Here is a 22,066-nt window from a genome sequence, read left to right on the forward strand (position 1 = left end):
CATTATAACACGCATGTTTCCCATCGACAAGCAATATTTCTCTTGTGATAGGGCGTTGACGAGTAGTGCAGAATATCGTATAATAAGCATACAAAAAGGGCACTGCCGGTAAAACGGTCAGCCCCGAAATCTACATTGGATAAGATTACCCGCTAGAGTTGGTGGCTACAGGCGGGTTTTCTTATGCTTTTGACATCACGATACAGATCGTAACGAGGAACACCAGTGAAAGAAATTCGTATGGTCCCATAAGCGTGCCCCCTTTCAGGGGCTAAGAATCGACCGCCTACCGCATGGCAGTGCTTGTTTTGATTATAACACGCATGTTTGTCCTGCACAAGCAACATTTTACTTGACACACGGGCGTATTCCCCTTATAATACGCTTGTCTGACACATTCCTCGATAGCTCAGTCGGTAGAGCGTCTGACTGTTAATCAGAATGTCACTGGTTCGAGTCCAGTTCGAGGAGCCATTTGTAAAAACAGGAGTGTAACGCAGCAGTTACACTCCTTTCTTATGTTCGGGAAATGGAAGGAAGGGGACGTATGCAGCTTGACGCGCGGCTTGCGGCGATTGCCGCATTTGTTCCGCACGGCACGACGCTCGCCGATATCGGCGGCGACCACGCGTATCTTGCGGCAACCCTCGTCATGGAGGGCACGGCACGCCGCGCCGTGGTCGGTGACCTCAGCGCAGGTGCCTGTGCGGCAGCGCGGCGTACGGTGGGCTTGCAGCGTCTCACGCGCGAGATTGACGTGCGGCAGGGCGACGGTCTCTCCGTCCTCCTGCCGGGCGAGGCGGAGTCCATCGTCATCGCGGGCATGGGCGGCGCACTGATCGTGGAGATCCTTGCGGGTGCGCCCGCTGTTCTCGCGGACGTGCAGACGCTTGTCCTGCAGCCGATGAACGGCGCGGCAAAGCTGCGCCGCTGGCTCTATACAAACGGTTGGGACATCGTTGACGAGACACTTGCGCGTGCGGGCGGACGCCTCTACGAGATCATCCGCGCCGCGCACGGTACGGCGGAGCTGCCTGACGACGTGCTCCTCCACATCGGAGCGCAGCTCTTTGCAAAGCGCGACCCGCTCCTGCGGGAGCATATTGCGGCGAAGATCGCAAAGCTCATGCGTGCGGCAGACGGAATGAATGCAAGTGCGACGGCACGACAGAGCACCGCGTATCATGAAACGGTGTCGCGTCTCGCGGCACTGCGGACAATGTTGGCGTTGTGGAGCGCCCCTATCGGCTCGCGTTCGCTCGCCACTTCCCCCGCTCTGGCGGGGGAAGCTAAATTGCCGTAACCCCAGCCTCCCCCGTTCGCAACGGGGGAGGGGGACCGCGAAGCGGTGGTGGGGGCGCTTTGAACGAGGAAGCCAATATACAGAAGGAGGACGCCCATGCTTAGCTGCCAAACGATAATGAATGCACTGGAGCGCATTGCACCGCGCCGTCTCGCCGAGGACTGGGACAACCCGGGGCTGCTCGTCGGGAGCTATGCGCAGCGCGTGGAGCGCGTGCTCATCGCACTCGATGTGGACGATGCGGTAACAGAGGAAGCCATCGCGCGCAAGGCAGATATGATCGTTGCACACCACCCCGCGATCTTTCGCGGCATGAAGCAGCTGCGCACCGATCTGCCGCTGGGCAGGCGGCTCGCCGCTCTCCTCACGCACAACATCGCCGTCGCGGCGGCGCATACGAACCTCGATGTGGCACGCGGCGGCGTGAACGATGTGCTTGCCGCGCAGCTCGGGCTTGAGAAACTCTCCTCCTTCGTCATCACTGCACAGGAGGATGGCGTGACCGAGAGCATCGGACGCGTTGGGACACTCCCCATGCCTACCTCCATCGAGGACTTCGCCCGTGCGGTCAAAGAACGCCTCCACGTCTCGCACGTTCGCCTCGCCGCTGCCGCGCCGCGCCCCGTGCGCCGCGTCGCCGTCTGCGGTGGAGCGGGCGCCGACTTTATCGACAATGCCGTCCGCCTCGGTGCGGATGCCTACGTCACGGGGGATGTAAAGTACCACGATGCACAGCGTGCCGTTGAGCAGGGCATGCACATCATCGACGCGGGGCATTTCGGCACGGAGAGCCCCGTTCTCCCCACGCTCGCCGAACATCTACGTGCGGAGCTTGCATCCGAGCGCGGAGAGATTGAGATTTTTGTCACAAACACACAGCGCGACGTGTTCGATGTGATTGTATAAGCAAGCAAGGAAGCGAAGGAGAAACGAAACCTATGGAGCAGAAGCGTATACGCAATTTTTCCATCATCGCCCACATCGACCACGGCAAATCCACCATTGCCGACCGCCTCATCGAGTACACGGGCACGCTCTCTGAGCGCGAGATGGAGGCACAGGTGCTCGACAGCATGGATCTTGAGCGCGAGCGCGGCATCACGATCAAGGCGCAGACCGTCCGTCTCGATTACCGCGGCGAGGACGGAGAGATGTATGAGCTGAATCTCATCGATACACCGGGGCACGTCGACTTCAACTACGAGGTCTCGCGCAGCCTTGCCGCATGCGAGGGCGCACTCCTCGTCGTGGATGCGGCGCAGGGCGTGGAGGCGCAGACGCTTGCGAACGTCTACCTCGCGCTGGAGCACGACCTTGAGATCGTGCCCGTCATCAACAAGATCGACCTGCCGAGCGCAGAGCCGGATCGTGTAAAGACGGAGATCGAGGATACCATCGGCCTCGACACGAGTGCCGCCGTTCTCGCCTCGGCAAAGACCGGGCTTGGCATCAAGGAGATCCTCGATGCCGTCGTCGCCTACATCCCGCCGCCGGAGGGCGATCCCGAGGCACCGCTCAGAGCGCTCATCTTCGACTCGTACTTCGACCCGTACAAGGGGGTCATCGCGAACGTGCGCGTCAAGGAGGGCACCATCAAGAAGGGCATGAAGCTGAAGCTCATGGCGACGGGCAAGACCTTCGACGTGACCGATGTCGGCTGCTTCCGTCCGCAGCCCGTCGATACGGGCGTACTCGGGACGGGTGAGGTCGGCTTTATCGCGGGCGCCTTGAAAGATGTTCGAGATGTGCGTGTCGGCGATACCGTAACGACGGCAGAGAACGCCGCGCAGGAGGCGCTGCCCGGCTATCGCGGCGTGACACCGATGGTGTTCTGCGGCCTCTACCCCGAGGACAGCAAGGACTACGACAACCTCCGCGAGGCACTGGAGAAGCTGCAGCTCAACGATGCCGCGCTCGTCTTTGAGCCGGAGACCTCCATCGCGCTCGGCTTTGGCTTCCGCTGCGGCTTTCTCGGGCTCCTCCACATGGACGTGATCCAGGAACGGCTCGAGCGCGAGTACAACCTCGGGCTCATCATGACCGCGCCGTCCGTCGTCTACCACGTCTACCGCACCGACGGGACGATGGTGGAGGTCAGCAATCCCGCCGATCTGCCGCCGACGACCGAGATCGACCACATCGAAGAGCCGTGCGTCAAGGCGACCGTCATCGTGCCGAAGGACTACGTCGGTGCGGTCATGGAGATCTCGCAGGAAAAGCGCGGCGTGTTTCAGACCATGGACTACCTCGATGCGACGCGCGTCACCGTCATCTACCACATCCCGCTGAACGAGATCCTCTACGACTACTTCGACCGGCTGAAATCCGCCACGCGCGGCTATGCGTCGCTCGACTACGAACTCATCGACTATCAGACCTCGAACCTCGTGAAGCTCGACATCCTCCTCAACGGCGATGCCGTGGATGCCCTCTCGACCATTGTCCACCGCGACCGCGCCACCCAGCGCGGCCGACAGCTCGCGACCAAACTGAAGGAGATCATCCCGCAGCAGATGTTTGAGATCCCGATTCAGGCGGCAATCGGCAGCAAGATCATCGCACGCGAGAACGTACGCGCACGCCGCAAGGACGTGCTCGCGAAATGCTACGGCGGCGACATCACGCGCAAGCGCAAGCTTCTCGAAAAGCAGAAGGAGGGCAAGAAGCGCATGAAGGCGGTCGGCAGCGTGGAGCTCCCGCAGGAGGCGTTTATGGCGGTGCTGAAAATTGACGAGTAACGCACCGATCAGACCGTGGGGCATCTATGCCCACATCCCCTATTGCGTGAAAAAATGTTCATACTGCGACTTCGTTTCCTCCGCCGCAGGCAAAAACGCGCGGGTGGAGATGGAGAACTATGCGGCGGCGCTTCGGGCAGAGATTCTGCGCGAGGTGCCGCCGCTTCGCGCACGGTGGGGCGATGCAGCGACCGTCTACCTCGGCGGCGGTACGCCGACCGTGCTGCCCGTCGCACTCCTCACGGGGATTCTCGGGGCGCTCATCGCGGCGGCAGGCGTCCCCGTTGAATGTACCGTCGAGGCGAATCCCGGTACGGTAGACGAGCCGTACCTCGCACGCATCAGGGCGGCGGGTGCGAACCGCCTCAGCCTCGGCGTGCAGAGCTTTGACGACAGGCTGCTCCACATCATCGGGCGCATCCACACGGCAGCGGAGGCACGCGCGGCGTTTGGCGCAGCGCGTGCGGCGGGATTCCGGAACATCAGCCTTGATCTGATGTACGGGCTGCCCACACAGACGCTCGATGATCTGAAGGCGAGTGTCGCGGAGGCACTTGCGCTCCGTCCCGAGCACATCTCCGTCTATGGGCTGATCGTCGAGGAGGGGACGCCGCTGGCGACGGCAGAGGCGGCGGGACGGCTTGTGCTGCCGAGCGAGGACGCGGCGGAGGAGATGTACGACTACCTCATGGCAGAGCTGCCCGCACGCGGCTACGCACGCTACGAGATCTCAAACTTCGCGCGGCAGGGCTTCGAGAGCCGCCACAACCTCGGCTATTGGCGAAACGTCCCGTACCTCGGCGTCGGTGCGGCGGCGCACGGCTATGTGGACGGGGCGCGCTGGGGAAACGAGTGCGACAGTGCCGCCTATATACGTGCCATTCGCGCGGGCAGGAGCGTCCGCACGCCCGAGGATACAGAGCGCACGCAGGAGAACGCGATGGAGGAGTACGCCTTTCTTGCCCTGCGCACGGCACGGGGGATGGACGAGGCGGATTTTTTATGCACCTTCGGCGTTGGGATTGATGAGGTTTATGGCGCGGTGATTGAGAAATATAGCATGCAGGGGTTTCTGCGCCGCGCAGACGGCTTCGTCGCGCTGACGGAGGCGGGGATGAAGCTGGGCAATGAGGTCTTTGCGGCATTTTTATTGGACGCATAATTCCATTTACGATAAATTTGTGCTATGATAGAAATCGCTTGTGGGTGCCCCTATCGGCTCGCGATGCTCGCCACTTCCCCCGTTTCGACGGGGGAAGCTAATATGCCGTATCCTAAAAGCCTCCCCTGCCACAGCGGGGGAGGTGTCACGCGTTAGCGTGACGGTGGGGGCGCTTTGAACGATTCGTTGTTATCTTCCGAAAGGAGACCTTTCTATGAAAACACTGACCATGATCGAGATGGAGGGCTGCCCCTACTGCGCGAATGCGCACCGTGCGATGGAGGCGCTGCGCGCCGAGGGCTATGAGGACGTGCAGGTCGAGTTCATCGACGAGAACCGCATGCCCGAGAAGACGCAGCCGTTTGCGGGGCAGTACTACTACGTGCCGAGCATCTTTTTGGACGGAAAAAAACTCTACGAGGCGCAGCCGGGACAGAGCTACGACAAGATCTTTGTCGAGGTGAAGCGCGCCTTTGATGCGGTGCGTGCGGAGTAGTCTTTCTGTGCATGGAAACTATGCACAGGTTGCATAGGAAAATTAAAAATAAACCTTGTAAAATCATTTGAAATCAAGCATAATAAAGAAAGTGCTATTTTCACAATATACATAAACCTTATGAATGGCAACGGAAACGGGTACCGCACGGCATTCATGAGGGCAAAAACAAGATGAGGTGAGTTTATGCATCAACCCGTAACCGACAACCCGTTTGTCATCATGTTCATCAACATGGTCATTGTTTTCGCCGTTCTGACGGCAATCTGGGGGCTCATCGAGCTGACCCACATGCTCGACCCGACGAAGAAGAAGGCGGAGTCGCCCGCAGCGGCACCTGCAGCACCGGCTCCGGCACCCGCACCTGCGGCACCGGCCGCACCCACCGTTCCGGCAGGGCTTTCTGCGGAGGTTGTTGCCGTCATTGCGGCTGCCGTTACCGCCTGCGGCTACAGTGCAGAACAGATCCACGCCATTCGTCCGGCGGAGCAGCCCGCGTGGCGCGATTTCGGCCGTGCAAAGGGCATGCGCATCGCGCGCTGAGGAGGGAGTGAGAGATTATGGATTTTATCAACGCATTTACCGTCTCCCTGCAGGCCGTCGTCGAGGGCAGCGGATTTATCGGGATGTCCTCCGGCAATGTCATCATGATCGTTGTCGGACTCGTTCTGCTCTACCTTGCGTTTGCACGCGACTTCGAGCCGCTGCTCCTCAGTCCGATTGCATTCGGCTGCATCCTCGCGAACATCCCGTTCAACGGCTTTGAGGAGCCGGGTGTCATGTCCGCGATTGGCATGGGTATCAAATACGAGATCTTCCCGCCGCTCATCTTCCTCGGCGTCGGTGCGATGACGGACTTCGGCCCTCTGATTGCACGTCCGTCGAGCCTCCTCATGGGCGCGGCGGCACAGTTCGGCGTGTTCGTTGCCCTCCTCGGTGCAATGATGCTCGGCTTTACGGCACAGGAGGCAGGCTCCATCGGCATCATTGGCGGTGCGGACGGCCCGACCTCGATCTATCTCGCCACGAAGATGGCCCCGCACCTCCTCGGCGCGATTGCCGTCGCGGCATATACATACATGGCACTCGTTCCGCTGATTCAGCCGCCCGTCATGCAGCTCCTCACATCGAAGAAGGAGCGCGAGGTCGTCATGGAGCAGGCGCGCGAGGTCACGAAGTTTGAGCGCATCGCGTTCCCGATTGTCTCGACCATCTTCATCAGTCTGCTGCTGCCGTCCATCACGGCGCTGCTCGGCATGCTGATGCTCGGCAACCTCTTCCGTGAGAGCGGTGTGACGGATCGTCTCTCGGATACGGCACAGAACGCGCTCATCAACACGGTCACGATCTTCCTCGCACTCGGCACGGGGCTCACGATGAGCGCGGAGAGCTTCCTTGTCAAGGAAACCCTCCTCATAATATGCCTCGGTCTCGTCGCCTTCATCTTCGGTACGGCGGCAGGCGTCGTCCTCGGCAAGATCATGTGCCGCGCGACGGGCTGGAAGGTCAATCCACTCATCGGCTCTGCGGGCGTTTCCGCCGTTCCGATGGCGGCACGCGTCAGCCAGATCGTCGGCATCAAGGCAAAGCCGGGCAACTACCTCCTCATGCACGCCATGGGGCCGAACGTCGCCGGTGTCATCGGCACGGCGGTCGCTGCAGGTACAATGCTCGCGATGCTGATGTAAACGAGCGCTCCTATCGGCTCGCTATGCTCGCCACTTCCCCCGTTTCGACGGGGGAAGCTAATATTCCGTTCCCTTTAAGCCTCCCCCGTTTACGGGGGAGGGGGACCGCGTGAGCGGTGGAAGGGGGATAGGAGACCTGACGTGCATGGCATAGACCTTACGATTTGACAAAATCCTTCCTCCTATGTACTATGGGGGAAGGATTTTTAATTGCTTGCACTGTTCTTCCACCGGTGCGAGAAACCGTGTTTGATATGGAAGGAAGATTTTATGCGCGGAACATTCTATGGCATCGGCGTCGGCCCCGGCGACCCCGAGCTGCTCACCGTCAAGGCGATCAAGGCAATCGAGGCGGCGGACGTGCTCATCGCCCCGAAGACCGAGAAGAAAGAGGGCAGCGTCGCCCTCCAGATCGCACGTCCGTATCTGAAAAAAGAGATCGAAATTGTCTACCAAGTATTTCCCATGGTCAAGGACTTTGCGGAGGACACAGGCGCATGGGAGCGGAACAAGGAGGAGATTCTTGCGCTGCTCGAAGCGGGCAAAAATGTCGCCTTCCTGACCCTTGGCGACCCCATGTTTTACAGCACCTACATCTACGTCTTCCGCCTTCTGGAGCATGAGGACGTGGAGATCGTGACGATTCCCGGCGTGCCCGCATTTGCCGCGATTGGCAGCAAGATTGGCCGCCCCATCGCCCTTGGCAACGACGTGCTCGCCATCATCCCGGGGACAGCGGACAAGGAGCACCTTGAGAAAGTCATGGCAGTCGCGGGCAGTGCCGTCATCATGAAGGTCTACCACAACTCCGCCGAGATCATCGACCTGCTGAAACGCAACAATATGACGGAAGACGCCGTCCTTGTCAGCCGCGTCGGGCTTGATGGCGAGAGAATTATTCATGACCTTGAGGAGCATGCGGACGAGAAGCTGAACTATCTCTCCACCATCCTCGCGCGGAGGAACTGACATGATGAAATATATGGCATTTGCACTCCTCGCCGCATGCACCCTCGTTCTCACTGCATGCGGTGCTCCTGCGACACAGCAGGCAACACAGGGCAGCTATGCAACGATCACCGACGACAACGGGCGCACCGTCAGCTTTGACAAAAAGCCGGAACGCATCGTCGTCACCTCCGCCTCCTTCCTCGAACCCCTCTACGCCGTCGGCGGCACCGTCGTCGGGCGGCCGGACTCAAAGTCCAAGATCCCGGAGGCGGCAAAAAGTGCCACGAACATCGGCAGAGTCTACCAGATCGATGCAGAAAAAGTTCTCGCGCTTACGCCCGACCTCGTCATCCTCAACAGGGGCATGAACGAAAAGCTCGTCGAGACACTTGCGGCGAACAACGTCAGAACACTCGTTCTCGATATGAAGAGCTACGCCGACGTAAAGCGCGAGATCGGCATCTTTGCCACGCTTACCGGCGAAAAGGCAAAGGGCGATGAGCTGATCCAAAAGATGGACGCGGATATCGCGGCAGTGCGTGCCTCCATCCCGCAGGAGAAAAAGCGCGTAGCCATCATCCACAGCACGGGGCAGGGACTCTCTGTCCAGCTGGACGGCAGCATTGCGGGCAGCATTGCGAATATGCTCGGCTGGGAGAACACGGCGGCGGGCATGCCCGCGCTCGACAAGAACCCCGACGCCGCGCCCTACAGCATGGAGACGCTCGTCGCGCAGAATCCCGACATCATCTTCGTCACAAGCATGGGCGAGGAGGCGGAGATTCGCGCCTCGATGGAGGCAATGTTCGCCGAGAGCCCCGCATGGCAGAGCGTCAACGCCATTCGTGACGGACGCGTCTACTACCTGCCGCAGGAGATGTTCCTCTTCAGTCCCGGCATCGAGTATCCTGCCGCCGTCAAGTATATGGCGAGGCTCGTCTATCCATGAAAAGGCGTATCCTGCTCCTCGGCTTCTTTGCCGTCCTTGCAGTGTGCTCCATGCTCCTGTCGGCGGCAAAAGGCTCGGTGGATATCCCCCTCGGAGAAATTCTTGGGATTCTGGGCGGCGTGCGTGACACGGCAAACGCGCAGATCCTCTGGAACATCCGCCTGCCGCGCACGATTGTAGCGGCACTCGTCGGCATCAATCTCGCGCTCGCGGGCGCGATCCTGCAGGCGATCCTCAGAAACCCGCTCGCCGACCCGCACATCATCGGCATCTCCTCGGGCGCGGGGCTTGCGGGCATCTTCATCATGCTCCTCCTGCCGGGAGCAGCGTGGCTCATCACCCCCGCCGCATTCGGCGGTGCGATGGTCGCCGCGCTCCTCATCTACATCCTCGCGTGGCGCGACGGCATCCGTCCGACGCGCATCATCCTCGCGGGGGTCGCGGTGTCCGCATTCCTCGGCGCGGGCATCTCCGCGATGATGATCCTCTACAGCGACCGTGTGCACAGTGCGCTGATGTGGATGGTCGGCGGCCTGTCGGCGCGCAGCTGGCCGCACGTGGAACTCCTCCTGCCGTATACCTGCGTCGCAGGACTCCTCGCGCTCCTTGCGGCGCAGCGACTCAACATCCTGCAGCTCGGCGACGACATGGCGCGCGGCATCGGGCTTGCCGTTGAGCGCACACGCATCCTCCTCACGGCGGTCGCCGCGCTCCTCGCTGCGAGCGCCGTATCCGTCGTGGGGCTTTTGGGCTTTGTCGGACTGATCGTGCCGCACGCCGCACGGCTCATGATCGGGGCGGACTACCGCTTTCTACTTCCTGCGGCGGCGCTCCTCGGCATTGCCGTCGTCACCCTCAGCGATACGGCGGCGCGGCTGATGTTCGCCCCCTTGGAACTTCCTGTGGGCATTATCATGGCGGTCGTCGGTGCGCCGTTCTTTCTCTATCTTCTCAGGAGGCAGCTATGAGTGCCGGAATGATCGCCCGCGATCTGCACGTAAAGATCGCGGGCAGGGAGATCCTGCACGGGCTGAACGCCCAAATCACCGCAGGACGGCGCACGGCAATCGTGGGTCCCAACGGCGCGGGCAAGACCACCCTCCTGCGCGTCCTCGCAGGTCTCTCCCGCCGCTATACGGGCGAGGTCATACTGGACGGGCGCGAGCTCAGTGGGTATTCGGAACGGGAACTCGCCCGCGTGCGTGCCATCCTGCCGCAGGAACGCACGGCGGCGCAGGGACTCACCGCACGCCAGCTCGTCACGTATGGGCGCTTTGCCCATGCGGGACTCTTTCAGACGCGTTCGGATGCAGAGGACAGAGAGGCGGTCGCGTGGGCGATGGAGATGGCGCACGTCTCTGCCTTCGCAGAACGTGAGGTGCATACCCTCTCGGGCGGCGAACGGCAGCGTGTCTTTCTCGCGATGGCACTCAGCCAGCGACCGCGCCTCCTCCTGCTCGACGAGCCGACCACCTACCTCGATGTCGCACATCAGCTGCGCGTCATGGAGATCATCACGCAGCTCAACTGCGTGCACGGCATGACCATCCTGATGGTGCTGCACGACATGGCGCACGCCATGCAGTACGCCGATGAGATCGTCCTGATGCAGAGTGGTCGCATCGCAGCAACGGGAACACCGACCGCCGTCCTCACCGAGGAACACATCGCTGAGGTCTTTGGTGTCCGCGTCGAGATCTTCGAGAACTCGCGCGGCATCCGCGTTCCATCCCCCGTGGCACTCGTAGGAGAATAGCACTTGCATCAAAATAAATTGACAACGCATGAAAAATTTCGTACAGTGTAGAAAAGAATGGAGGTGATACTATGGCACAGGCAAGTGTGAGCATTCGTATGGATGCCGACCTCAAACGGCAGTTTGACGAGTTCTGCTCCGAGATCGGGATGACGATGACGACGGCGTTCTGCGTCTTTGCAAAGACGGCGGTGCGCGAGCGCCGGATCCCGTTCGAGATCTCGGCAGAGCGCAGCGATCCGTTCTACAGCCCTGAGAATATGGCGCGTTTAAAGGCGTCCATTGCCCAGATGGAGGCGACAGGCGGCACAATACATGAGGTTGATTTGAATGGTTAAGGCGTGGACAGACTCCGCATGGGGGGACTTTGAATACTGGACGAGGCAGGACAGGAAAACCTTGAAGAAGATATTGGATCTGCTGCGGGATATTGACCGCAACGGTTATCAGGGAAAGGGGAAGCCCGAACCGCTCAAAGGAGATCTGTCAGGATATTGGAGTCGGAGGATAGACGACACAAATCGTCTCGTCTATCGTATCGAGAATGATATGGTGCAAATTGTCCAGTGTGGCTCCCATTACCGGGATAAGTAATGTGGTGCGTACGATTGAAGGGATGCGGATGGGGGCATTCGTTTTCTTTTGCGCTCAAATGAGCGAAGATAAACTAAAAATTATAACCTGCTATAAAGTTTTTTGACGATTGGGACTTGCAATCTGATTCTGCATGTGCTATGATGAAGTCGTTCCAAGGGAAGAGAATGAATCACAAAAAGGAAACATGGATACTTTTGTGAAGTCTCGTTCCTTTGGAAATCAGATACAATCTGTTTTACAGAAGGAGGAGTTTCTTATGAAGAAGACTCTCGTATCCGCACTCGCAACGGCTCTCGTTGTCGGTGCAGCAAGCACTACGTTCGCTGCTGCGAACCCGTTCTCCGATGTGCCCCGCGATCACTGGGCATACGATGCTGTAACCCAGCTCGCTGCTGACGGCGTTGTCGAGGGCTATGGCGACGGCACCTACCGCGGCGACCGCAACATCACGCGTTACGAGATGGCGCAGATGGTTGCAAAGGCAATGGCAAAGAGCGGCAACGTTCCTGTGTCGGACAAGGCTCTCATCGACCGCCTCGCAGCTGAGTTCGCTGATGAGCTGAACAACCTCGGCGTCCGCGTCACGAAGCTCGAGCGCAATGCTGACATGGTGAAGTGGAACGGCAAGCTCGAGTACACCTACACGAGCACGCGCTATGAGAATCAGCGCCGCGATAACGATGACAACCTTCTCTTCCGCCTTGAGCCGAGTGCAGAGGTCAACAACCACTGGCATGTCAATGCGCGCCTCGATGCTGAGACCAACATGCGCCGTGACAGTGGTGTTACGACGAACGACTACAATGAGCCTGAAGATACCGCTCGCGTTAAGCTCAAGCGCGCATGGGCACAGGGCGACTACGACGATTTCACGGTGAAGTTCGGTAAGATGGAGCTTGTTTCGGCAGAGGGACAGTATCAGTCTCCCGGCTCTCTCATACTCGACGGTGAGTTCTCCGGTGCAGAGGTCAGCTTCGGCAAGGATCTGAAGGTAAAGCTGCAGGCTGGTCGCGAGTACTTGGGGCGGAAACCGATCACTGGTCTTTACCCCATGCAGTATGAGGATAAGGATCATGCCAACTATCAGGGTGTTGAACTCCAGTATGAGAAGGGCAGCCTGACGGCGGGCGCAGGTTACTATCGCTTTGGCTCGGATGATCTCGAGAACCTCAAGGCTGGTAAGTCGAAGCTCAATATCTGGGGGCTGAATGGCGCATATCGCTTTAATAAGAACATTGCTCTTACGGGTGCGTATGCAGACAGCAGTGATCTCGCGACCTTCAAGAAGTCTGGACAGGTTTCCTTCCAGTACAAGGGCGCAGATGCGGCGGACAAGGGTTCGTGGGGCGCTTATGTTTCCTATCGTCACCTCGGTAACTCTGCACTCATGCCGACAACGGATGGTGTGCAGGCTGGAACGAAGGGCATCGAGCTCGGCACGAGCTACACGCTCTGGAACAATGTCGTTCTCTCCGCAAAGTACTTCAAGGGCAAGACGCTTGAGAAGCAGCCGGACGACAAGGTTCAGAAGCTCTTCGGTCGCGTTGAGTTCCTGTTCTAATCGACTTAGGTTACAAACTGCGGCGCTCGCCGCATAGGAAAATCCCCCTCCGGTTGGAGGGGGATTTTCTTATGTAAAAAATATAGCACGTATAAAAATATGTGCTATAATAAAGGGCAAGGAGATGATGCCATGCGTAGCTATTCATCAAGAGAAGTCATCAAGATGCTCAAGGCTGATGGATGGTATGAGGTGCATTGTGTCGGCGATCATCATCAATTCAAGCATCCAACGAAAAAGGGACGCGTAACTGTACCGCATCCCGTGAAGGATGTCACTCAGTTTGTCTTGCGACGTATTTCAGAGCAGTCCGGCATTGTGTTTTCCTAGGAGGCTGATTCTTGTGAAGGATACCTATATTTTCCCTGCTGTTTTTCATGTGGATGAGGATGGCGTGTCTGTGTACTTTCCAGATTTGCCGGGGTGTCTGACCTGTGCAGACACAATGGAGCAAGCTTTTGTACGTGCGAAGGAGGCACTGCAGCTTCATCTCTATGGAATAGAAGAGGATGCGGAGGCGGTTCCCTCTCCCACGTCTCTGATGGAGATCAAGACAACACATGGGGAAAGCATCGGGATCATCGAGGCGTGGATGCCACCGTTCCGTGAGAAGATGAGCAACAAGGCGACGAATAAGACGGTTACCATTCCTCGATGGCTTGATGTTCTTGCACGTCGCGAAAAGGTAAACTACTCGCACCTTCTGCAAAATGCTTTGAAATCCTACCTTGGTATTGCTGAAAATCCCTCAGATCGCATGAGGGCATGAATGACTACATGAAAAAACCCCGCCGCACAAATGTCCATGCGGCGGGGGTTTTCATGTAGTTATGCAGATACGTCGATGCTGTTTCCAAGGCTCGGGTCGAGGCTCGCGGTGGTTTCCTCGATGAGATCGAGGGCATCCTTGCCGGAGTCCATTGCCATCTTTGCGACGGCGATGCCAAGGCTCTGCTGTGCCTGCATCTGGTGCATTCCGACGGACATCTGTGCTACATCCATTGTAAGATCCATTTCTTTTCTCCTTAGACATAGATGCTGAAGAGGTTCAGCATATTCGAGTAGCGCGACATGGTGGGCAGCGATCTGCCGTTCAGCAGATTCGATGCGTAGTTCAGCTGGCTGCCGATTGCCTGCTCCATCGAGGGGATGACGCGGCTCTTTGCCATCTGTGCATACTGTGCGTGACGGTCTGCGCGTCCGGCGAGTCCGCCTTTGCCGAGAATTGCTTCGGACTGTGCGGGCGAGTCGGTGAGTGCACGGGCGAGCCGGCTCTCGTTCACGCTCATCTTGCCCGTCTTGGCATCGACGGTGATGCCCATCTTCGCGTAGGAGTCCGCCTTGTACGTGGTGTCGGAGAACTCGGTCGTGAGCTGACGGACACCCTTGCCGAGGCTTTGGTTGTCCCGCAGGAAGTCACTCGTCTCGTTGTACTGGCTGACGAGATCCTTGACGTTGCTGATGGCGGACTTGAGCTTGTCGCTGTAACTCTTCGAGCCGTCTGCATTCGTAGTGATGTCGGAGCTGCTCAGCTGGTAGTCCATCCCGCCGACCTTGCCCGCAGCCTTGCGGAGATCCTTCATATTCGTGTCGTACTCCGCGTAGAATTTGGAGCTTGTCTCCGTGTAGGACTTGCGCAGCTGTCGCGCTTGGTTCGCAATGTCCATGATCGAGCGAAGTTCCTGCGCACTGGAGTCGTTGCCGCGGTACTGCGCGGAGTAGAGGCTTGAACCGCGCTGTCTGCGGGTCTGATCGCCGAAGAGTGCCGCCGTTGCGTCCGTGCGCGAGTTGTTGGCGTAGAGCGAGCGGTAGATGCTGCGCGCTGCGCCGGTCATCTGTGTAATGGTCGCCATGTATGTTCCCCCTTCCATGGTCATGGCATGGGAATAAAATCCTATCTACTATTATATCGTTTTTTGCAAAAATGTCATTAGTTTTACGAGAAAAATTTATTGCGGAGCGTTTGATTTGTGGTAGAATAGGAAAATATTTGTGGAGGAGGTGCGGCGTGAAGGCTGCATTTATGACGCTCGGTTGCAAGGTGAATCAGTTCGAGACGGAGACGATGGAGGGGCTGTTCCGTGCGCGCGGCTACGATGTCGTGCCGTTCGAGGAGCGGGCGGATGTCTACGTTATCAACACGTGCTCGGTGACGCATCTGAGCGACCGCAAGTCGCGGCAGCTGATCCGCCGTGCGGCACGCACGAATCCTGCCGCGTGCATTGCGGTGACGGGCTGCTATGCACAGGTCGCACCCGCCGAGATCCGTGCGCTCGAAGGGGTACGCGTCGTGATCGGGACAAAGGAGCGCGCGCGGATCGTAGACTATGTGGAGGAGTCCCTGCGCGCAGACGCAGGGACGGTGGGCACGATCACGGACATTATGCAGGCGCGTGTCTTTGAGGATATCCCGCTGCACGCGATGCCGCACCGTACGCGCGCGTTCCTCAAGATCGAGGATGGCTGCCAGAACTTCTGCACGTTCTGCATCATTCCCTACGCGCGCGGTCCTGTGAAGTCGCGCGAGCTCTCCGCTGTGGCACGGGAGGTCACGCTGCTGACGGAGGCGGGCTTTCATGAGGTGGTGCTGACGGGGATCCATCTCGGGGCGTACGGCATTGACCTCGCTGCACGTCCGACGCTCGCGGATGCGTGCCGTACGGCACTTGCCTGCAGGGGGCTGAAGCGGCTGCGGCTCGGATCGCTTGAGTCGGTGGAGCTGTCGGCGGAGCTTCTCGAACTCATACGGACGGAGCCGCGCTTCGCCGCACATCTGCATCTGCCGCTGCAGGCAGGCTGTGACAATGTTCTGCGTGTGATGAACCGTCACTATACGACGGAGGATTTTGCGCGCCTGATTGAGGGCGTGCGTGCGGCGGTGCCGGGCGTTGCGATCTCGACGGATATCATTGTGGGCTTTCCAGGGGAGACGGAGGAGGATTTCGCGGCGGGGGTGGACTTTGTGCGGCGCATGGGCTTTGCACGGATGCACGTCTTTCCCTACTCAGCGCGGCGGGGGACGCCTGCGGCGCAGCGCACGGATCAGGTGCCGCCGACGGTGCGCAAGGAGCGTGCGGCGCGGATGCAGGCACTTGCACAGGAACTGGCGGAGGCGTATCACCGCAGCCAGCTTGGCAGTGTCCAAGAGGTGCTGTTTGAGACGCAGGAGGACGGCATCACGGACGGTCTGACGGAGACGTACGTCCGCGTCTATACGGATGCAGATGTCGCACGCGGGGAGATCGTGCCGATGCGTTTGACGCACCTTTATAGAGATGGGCTGTGGGGAGAGATCCTTTGAAAAAATCTCTTGACACACGCTCACGTATCTGCTATTATAATCAAGTCGCGAGACACGTGACTCAGTAGCTCAGCTGGATTAGAGTATTTGACTACGAATCAAAGGGTCGGGGGTTCGAATCCCTCCTGGGTCACCATAAATCGGATGCAGGGCGTTGGTAAAGACCAACGCCTTTTTCTTTGTTCTCAATTACATCGATGAGAATGAAAATATGAACGCCGTTCATTTTTTCCTTTTCAAATGGATTGTTTTTCGCTATAATAACAGGGAAGGTCAAAAGAAAGGGTGAAGTTCTTTTGGAGGAAAATATGGGCCGCCGCGAGCGCAAGAAGCTGCAGTCTCGGCGCATGATTCTTGAGGCGGCGATCAGTGAGTTCTCGAGGAAGGGATACAAGGAGACGTCGGTCGCCGATATCATGAGTACGGCGGATCTCGGGATCGGGACGTTTTACAATTATTTCAACTCCAAGGAGGATCTGCTGTTCTCCCTGCTTGGGCGGCTGGGCGAGACGATCCGCATTGCGCTTGCAGAAGCACGCGCGGCGGAGCGCAGTTCGCTCGAACTGCTTGAGGTGGGGGCACGCGTGACGGCGAAGTTCCTCGACGAGAATCGCTTCGTCATGCCGCTCTTTCTCTCGGCTTCCCATCACGCAATGCACGGCGGAGCGGAGGCAGGAGAGCGGGAGAAATACGAGGAAAAACCGGCGAACAGCCGCATGACGCCGCAGATCAAGCAGGTCTTTACGGAGATCATACGCGCGGGGCAGGAAGCGGGCGAGATCCGCTGTGATGTGCCGGTTGATCTCATTGCGGAGATGTTTCACTCGCTCTATCAGGCGGCGGCGTTCAGCCAGCTTGAACTCAGCTTTCAGGAGAACATCGCGCTCAAGACGCGGCTGCTTCTCGATGGCATCCGCAAGCGGAATGAGCAGCCCGCTTGTGATTAGATTTTGTGTATTAGGAGAACTCAATGATTAGTGTAACGAAGCTTCTTTTTATGGATGAGTATTACGGCGACGCGCTGCGCTACGGGCATAACGCGCACCGTATGAAGAGCGGTGCGGCGGAGGGCATGGGTCCTGTCGTGGTCTGGAACTCGACGCGCACGTGCAATCTGCGCTGCCGCCACTGCTATATGGAGTCGGACGGGCAGAAGTACGAGGGTGAGCTGACGACGGAGGAGGCAAAGCGCTTCATCGACGGGCTTGCCGAGTTCAAGGTTCCTGTCCTCCTCTTCTCGGGCGGTGAGCCTCTCATTCGCCCCGATTTCTTCGAGCTGGCGGAGTATGCGCGTGATGCGGGCGTGCGTCCGACGCTTTCGACGAACGGCACGCTCATCACGCGCGAGGTGGCGCAGCGGATCAAGGATCTCGGCGTCGGCTATGTCGGCATCTCGCTTGATGGGCTTGCGGATGTCAACGATATGTTCCGCGGGGTCGAGGGCGCGTATCAGCGCGCGATGGAGGGCATCGAGAACTGCGTCGCCGTGGGGCAGCGCGTGGGGCTGCGCTTTACGATCAACCATCACAATATCATGGAGCTGGATAAGATCTTCGACTTCATCGAGGAGAAGGGGATCAACCGCGTCTGTTTCTACCACCTCGTCTACTCGGGGCGCGGCGGTCAGATGATGGACGAGGATGTGACGGCACAGGAGTCGCGGCGGGCGATGGATACGATCATCGCGCGGACGAAGGACTTTGAGGCGCGCGGGCTCAAGAAGGAGATCCTGACGGTGGACAATCACTGCGACGGGGTCTATATGTATCTGAAGGCGCTCGCCGAGGGGAACGATGCGGGGGCGGAGCAGATCAAGAAGCTGATCGGCGCAAACGGGGGCAACCGCTCGGGGATTGCGTTCGGCGAGGTCGATCACCTCGGCTATGTGCACCCCGATCAGTTCACGCAGCATCATACGTTCGGCAATGTGCGCGAGCGCAAGTTCGGCGATATCTGGCAGGATATGACGCATCCGATTCTCGCGGGGCTAAAGGATCGCAAACCCCTCCTCAAGGGGCGCTGCGCGAAGTGCCAGTACCTGAGCTGGTGCAACGGCAATTTCCGCACGCGAGCCGAGGCACGGACAGGGGACTTCTGGGAGTCGGATCCGTCCTGCTATCTGACGGATGAGGAGATCGGCGTGCGGAGGGCGGCTCTGTGAGCGCCCCGATGGAGGCGGCGCACGCCGCACAGGGCGCGATGGGCGGGCACCCACACGCAGCGGTGGGGCATCCGCACGCGATGGGACATCCGGGCGGACATCCGCACGGTATGGGACACCCCGGCGCCCATCCACATGGGATGCCGAAGGGACACCCGCAGGGCGTTGCGGGCGGCGGGGTGAAGATCATCTCGTGGAATACGACGAACGCGTGCAATATGTACTGCGCGCACTGCTATCGCGACGCGGGCTGCCGCGCGGACGAGGAGCTCTCGACGGAGGAGGGCAAGAAGCTCCTGCGCGAGATCGCAAAGGCGGGCTTCCGCATCATGATTTTCTCGGGCGGAGAGCCCTTGACGCGCCCCGACATCCTCGAACTCGTCGCATACGCGCGCGGACTCGGTCTGATCCCCGTGTTCGGCACGAACGGGACATTGATCGACCTGCCGATGGCAAAGGCGCTGAAGGAAGCGGGCGCGTGCGGCATGGGCATCTCGCTCGACTCGCTCGACAAGAATAAGCACGATACGTTCCGCTCGTTCCCGGGCGGCTGGGACGGCGCGGTGCGCGGCATGATGAACTGCCGTGAGGCGGGGCTGCCGTTCCAGATCCATACGACGGTGATGGACTGGAATGCGCACGAGCTTGAGGCGATGACGGACTTCGCCGTGGAGATCGGCGCAAAGGCGCACCACTTCTTCTTCCTCGTGCCGACGGGACGCGCGGAGACGATCGAGGAGGAGTCGCTGCGTGCAGAGGCGTATGAGGATGTCCTCTCGCGCATCATGAAGAAGCAGCAGACGGTGGACATCGAGCTGAAGCCGACGTGTGCGCCGCAGTTCCTGCGCATCGCCGACCAGCTCGGCGTGGATACGCGCTTTACGCGCGGATGTCTGGCGGGGCTGACGTACTGCATCATCAGCCCGCGCGGCAAGGTGCAGCCGTGTGCGTACCTCAACCGCGAGCTGGGCGACGTGCGCGAGACTCCGTTCGATGAGATCTGGGCGCGGAATGAGGTGTTCCAAGAGCTACGCACGCTCGACTACGGCGGCGGCTGCGGCTCGTGCAGCTACAAGAAGTCCTGCGGCGGCTGCCGTGCACGTGCCGCGTACTACCATGACGGCGACTTCATGGCGGAGGAGCCGTGGTGCCTGTATCACGGGCGGCGCGGTGAAGCATAGATAGACGTACGAAAACCCCCGACGAGTGTCGGGGGCTTTTGTGTGGAAAAATTTACTTGCACGTCGAACAAATGAATGTATAATAGAGACAGAGAACCCTCTGATAAGCTATGGCGGCTACATTCTTCACCTTCCCGATCCTGTAAGTGGGAGGTGTTGCGATATGAGTTACTACGAGTTCATCCTTGCGTTGATCCTCGTCACTGGCTACATTATCTGCGTGAAAAAGAAATAACCGCCCTACCTACCAAGCACGAGCGGTTATAACCGTGTAATGTGAAGAGGTAGCCGTCTTGTCACGGTTCTCTTTTTGTGTCTTTATTATATCAGATACGAGGCTGCGATGCAAGTCATTCCTTTACGCTCAGCGCACGCATGGCGTTGAAGATAGCGAGGACGGTGACACCGACATCGGCGAAGATCGCCGCCCAGAGCCCTGCCCAGCCGATTGCACCGAGGACGAGGACGATGCCCTTGATGCCGATGGCGAAGGTGATGTTCTGCCATGCGATGCGCATGGTCTTGCGTGCAATGTCGATGGCGGTCGCGATCTTTCGCGGCTCGTCAGTCATGAGGACGACATCCGCCGCCTCGATTGCCGCGTCCGAGCCGAGTGCACCCATGGCGATGCCGACATCGGCGCGTGCGAGGACAGGGGCATCGTTGATGCCGTCGCCGACGTAGGCGAGTGTTCTGCCCTCCTGCTGCGCTGCGAGACGTGTCTCTACCTGCGCGACCTTGTCCTGCGGGAGCAGCTCAGCATGGACGGTGTCGATGCCGAGGCGCTTGCCGACACTCGCGCCGATTGGGCGTGTGTCGCCCGTGAGCATAACGGTCTCACGGATGCCGCGCTCCTTCAGGGCGCGGATCGCCTCCGCCGCGTCCTCCTTGATCTCGTCTGCGACGTGGACGACACCTGCGAAGCGCCCGTCAATGGAGAGGTAGACCGCGCCCGTGTGGGGGACGGGAGGGATGTTTACCGTGTTCTTTGCTGTGAGGAGGTCATGTGTACCGAGCAGGATGAAATGCCCGTTGATATGCGCGGAGATGCCGCGGCCTGCGTTTTCCTCCATCGCGTGTACGTCCGTGTCCTCGGTTGTGCCGCCGTTGCCCGTGAAGGCACGGAGGATGGAGCGGCCGATGGGATGGGTGGAGTAGCGCTCGGCGTTCGCCGCGTAAAAGAGCACGTCTTCCTCTGCGAATCCCTCGGCGGGGATGACGCTCGCGACGTGGAAGCTGCCCTTTGTGAGCGTGCCGGTCTTGTCGAATACGACGGTGTCCGCCTTTGCCAGAGCCTCCAGGTAGTTGCCGCCCTTGATGAGGATGCCCGCGCGGCTCGCACCGCCGATCCCCGCAAAGAAGGAGAGCGGAACGGAAATGACGAGAGCACAGGGGCAGGAGATGACGAGGAAGGTGAGTGCGCGGTAGATCCACATGGAGAACGGATCACCCGTGACGAGCGGCGGGATGAGGGCAAGGAGCACTGCGCCGATGACAACGGCGGGCGTGTACCAGCGGGCAAAGCGCGTGATGAGCGTCTCGGTGGTCGCCTTCTTATCCGTCGCCTCCTCCACAAGCGAGAGGATGCGCTCGACGGTCGATTCCTCGTATGGGGTTGTGACCTCCACCTCGAGTACGCCGGTCTGATTGATGCAGCCGCTGATGATCTCGTTGCCCGCGCGTACTGCGCGGGGCATGGATTCACCTGTGAGCGCGGAGGTGTCGAGCAGCCCCTCGCCCTTTCGGATGATCCCGTCGAGCGGCACGCGCTCCCCCGGGCGGACGATGATGGTCTCGCCGACCTCGACCTCGTCGGGGAATACCTCCTCCTCCGCACCGTTGCGCAGGACGCATGCCGTGTCGGGACGGATGTCCATGAGAGAGGAGATGGAGCGGCGGGAGCGGTGAACGGCGTAGCCCTGGAACCACTCTCCGATCTGATAGAGCAGCATGACGGCAACGCCCTCGGAGTAGTCGCCGAGGGCAATTGCGCCGAGGGTGGCGACTGCCATGAGGAAGTTCTCGTCAAAGACGCGTCCTTGGCGGATGTTCACCGTCGCGCGCCAGAGAATGTCCCAGCCGATGAGAGCGTAAGCTGCGAGGAGGAGCACAACGCCAACGATTGTGTCTTCGAGGATCATTCCCGGGATGAAGAGTGCTGCTGCTCCGCCGATGCGCATGAGCATTCTCTTTTGCTTCTTCGTCATTGCTGTCTCCCCTTT

23 protein-coding genes and 2 tRNA genes are annotated in these 22,066 nt (G+C 59.5%); 22 read left to right on the forward strand and 3 right to left on the reverse strand.

The window, feature by feature from the left end:
* Positions 1-398 precede the first annotated feature (398 nt).
* The 17 genes from C8273_RS02125 to C8273_RS02205 all read left to right on the forward strand — a co-directional run bounded on the left by C8273_RS02125 (position 399) and on the right by C8273_RS02205 (position 13,970).
* Positions 399-474, forward strand: a tRNA-Asn gene (locus C8273_RS02125).
* A 73-nt stretch (positions 475-547) separates the two neighbouring features.
* Positions 548-1,303 (forward strand): tRNA (adenine(22)-N(1))-methyltransferase, encoded by a 756-nt coding sequence (locus C8273_RS02130; RefSeq protein ID WP_106626181.1) that lies wholly within the window; start codon positions 548-550, stop codon positions 1,301-1,303.
* Between the two features lie 96 nt (positions 1,304-1,399).
* A complete protein-coding gene (locus C8273_RS02135; RefSeq protein WP_106626182.1) occupies positions 1,400-2,209 on the forward strand; it encodes a Nif3-like dinuclear metal center hexameric protein in 810 nt (269 codons plus the stop codon).
* Between the two features lie 32 nt (positions 2,210-2,241).
* The gene (gene lepA, locus C8273_RS02140; RefSeq protein ID WP_106626183.1) at positions 2,242-4,041 is read left to right on the forward strand and encodes a translation elongation factor 4; all 1,800 of its coding nucleotides are present in this window, start codon (positions 2,242-2,244) and stop codon (positions 4,039-4,041) included.
* Positions 4,031-5,203 carry a radical SAM family heme chaperone HemW gene (hemW, locus tag C8273_RS02145; RefSeq protein ID WP_106626184.1) on the forward strand — a complete coding sequence of 391 codons (1,173 nt, stop codon included), beginning with the start codon at positions 4,031-4,033 and terminating at the stop codon, positions 5,201-5,203. Before lepA ends, hemW begins: the two co-directional genes overlap by 11 nt.
* Positions 5,204-5,417: 214 nt before the next feature.
* Positions 5,418-5,699, forward strand: coding sequence for a glutaredoxin domain-containing protein (locus tag C8273_RS02150; RefSeq protein WP_106626185.1), 282 nt, complete (start codon positions 5,418-5,420; stop codon positions 5,697-5,699).
* Between the two features lie 186 nt (positions 5,700-5,885).
* A complete protein-coding gene (locus C8273_RS02155) occupies positions 5,886-6,242 on the forward strand; it encodes an OadG family protein (protein WP_106626186.1) in 357 nt (118 codons plus the stop codon).
* Positions 6,243-6,259: 17 nt separating this feature from the next.
* On the forward strand, positions 6,260-7,387 hold the full coding sequence (locus C8273_RS02160; protein WP_106626187.1) for a sodium ion-translocating decarboxylase subunit beta: 1,128 nt from the start codon (positions 6,260-6,262) through the stop codon (positions 7,385-7,387).
* Between the two features lie 270 nt (positions 7,388-7,657).
* Entirely contained in the window at positions 7,658-8,356 is a 699-nt protein-coding gene (gene cobI / locus C8273_RS02165; RefSeq protein ID WP_106626188.1) for a precorrin-2 C(20)-methyltransferase, read from the forward strand.
* 1 nt (position 8,357) lies between these two features.
* Positions 8,358-9,287, forward strand: a complete 930-nt coding sequence (locus C8273_RS02170; protein WP_199820980.1) for an ABC transporter substrate-binding protein — start codon at positions 8,358-8,360, stop codon at positions 9,285-9,287.
* A complete protein-coding gene (locus C8273_RS02175; protein WP_106626189.1) occupies positions 9,284-10,255 on the forward strand; it encodes a FecCD family ABC transporter permease in 972 nt (323 codons plus the stop codon). Before C8273_RS02170 ends, C8273_RS02175 begins: the two co-directional genes overlap by 4 nt.
* Complete coding sequence (locus tag C8273_RS02180) at positions 10,252-11,043, forward strand: ABC transporter ATP-binding protein (RefSeq protein WP_106626190.1); 792 nt, start codon at positions 10,252-10,254, stop codon at positions 11,041-11,043. The genes C8273_RS02175 and C8273_RS02180 overlap by 4 nt, the downstream gene beginning before the upstream one ends.
* A gap of 71 nt (positions 11,044-11,114) precedes the next feature.
* Entirely contained in the window at positions 11,115-11,381 is a 267-nt protein-coding gene (locus tag C8273_RS02185; RefSeq protein WP_106626191.1) for a type II toxin-antitoxin system RelB/DinJ family antitoxin, read from the forward strand.
* Positions 11,374-11,637 (forward strand): Txe/YoeB family addiction module toxin, encoded by a 264-nt coding sequence (locus tag C8273_RS02190; RefSeq protein WP_106626192.1) that lies wholly within the window; start codon positions 11,374-11,376, stop codon positions 11,635-11,637. Before C8273_RS02185 ends, C8273_RS02190 begins: the two co-directional genes overlap by 8 nt.
* Before the next feature lie 259 nt (positions 11,638-11,896).
* On the forward strand, positions 11,897-13,201 hold the full coding sequence (locus tag C8273_RS02195) for an S-layer homology domain-containing protein (protein WP_199820983.1): 1,305 nt from the start codon (positions 11,897-11,899) through the stop codon (positions 13,199-13,201).
* Positions 13,202-13,333: 132 nt separating this feature from the next.
* On the forward strand, positions 13,334-13,531 hold the full coding sequence (locus C8273_RS02200; protein WP_106626194.1) for a type II toxin-antitoxin system HicA family toxin: 198 nt from the start codon (positions 13,334-13,336) through the stop codon (positions 13,529-13,531).
* A gap of 13 nt (positions 13,532-13,544) precedes the next feature.
* Positions 13,545-13,970: a type II toxin-antitoxin system HicB family antitoxin gene (locus C8273_RS02205; RefSeq protein ID WP_106626195.1), complete on the forward strand. Its 426-nt coding sequence runs from the start codon at positions 13,545-13,547 to the stop codon at positions 13,968-13,970.
* Positions 13,971-14,029: 59 nt separating this feature from the next.
* Here C8273_RS02205 and C8273_RS02210 read toward each other — a convergent pair whose 3' ends face one another.
* On the reverse strand, positions 14,030-14,215 hold the full coding sequence (locus C8273_RS02210) for a YjfB family protein (RefSeq protein ID WP_106626196.1): 186 nt from the start codon (positions 14,213-14,215) through the stop codon (positions 14,030-14,032).
* 11 nt (positions 14,216-14,226) lie between these two features.
* Positions 14,227-15,054, reverse strand: coding sequence for a flagellar filament capping protein FliD (fliD, locus tag C8273_RS02215; protein ID WP_106626197.1), 828 nt, complete (start codon positions 15,052-15,054; stop codon positions 14,227-14,229).
* Between the two features lie 155 nt (positions 15,055-15,209).
* Between fliD and mtaB the strand changes: the two genes are divergently transcribed.
* The 5 genes from mtaB to nirJ2 all read left to right on the forward strand — a co-directional run bounded on the left by mtaB (position 15,210) and on the right by nirJ2 (position 19,844).
* Positions 15,210-16,502, forward strand: a complete 1,293-nt coding sequence (gene mtaB / locus C8273_RS02220; protein WP_234343795.1) for a tRNA (N(6)-L-threonylcarbamoyladenosine(37)-C(2))-methylthiotransferase MtaB — start codon at positions 15,210-15,212, stop codon at positions 16,500-16,502.
* 58 nt (positions 16,503-16,560) lie between these two features.
* Positions 16,561-16,638 (forward strand) — tRNA-Arg (locus C8273_RS02225).
* Positions 16,639-16,810: 172 nt separating this feature from the next.
* Positions 16,811-17,449: a TetR/AcrR family transcriptional regulator gene (locus C8273_RS02230; RefSeq protein WP_106626199.1), complete on the forward strand. Its 639-nt coding sequence runs from the start codon at positions 16,811-16,813 to the stop codon at positions 17,447-17,449.
* Positions 17,450-17,472: 23 nt separating this feature from the next.
* Complete coding sequence (nirJ1, locus tag C8273_RS02235) at positions 17,473-18,663, forward strand: putative heme d1 biosynthesis radical SAM protein NirJ1 (RefSeq protein WP_106626200.1); 1,191 nt, start codon at positions 17,473-17,475, stop codon at positions 18,661-18,663.
* Between the two features lie 8 nt (positions 18,664-18,671).
* Positions 18,672-19,844 carry a putative heme d1 biosynthesis radical SAM protein NirJ2 gene (gene nirJ2, locus C8273_RS02240; RefSeq protein ID WP_199821004.1) on the forward strand — a complete coding sequence of 391 codons (1,173 nt, stop codon included), beginning with the start codon at positions 18,672-18,674 and terminating at the stop codon, positions 19,842-19,844.
* Positions 19,845-20,194: 350 nt separating this feature from the next.
* Here nirJ2 and C8273_RS02245 read toward each other — a convergent pair whose 3' ends face one another.
* Positions 20,195-22,051, reverse strand: a complete 1,857-nt coding sequence (locus C8273_RS02245; protein WP_106626201.1) for a heavy metal translocating P-type ATPase — start codon at positions 22,049-22,051, stop codon at positions 20,195-20,197.
* Positions 22,052-22,066 lie beyond the last annotated feature (15 nt).

This window comes from Candidatus Centipeda massiliensis, assembly GCF_900290285.1.
Taxonomy (GTDB): Bacteria; Bacillota; Negativicutes; order Selenomonadales; family Selenomonadaceae; genus Centipeda; species Centipeda massiliensis.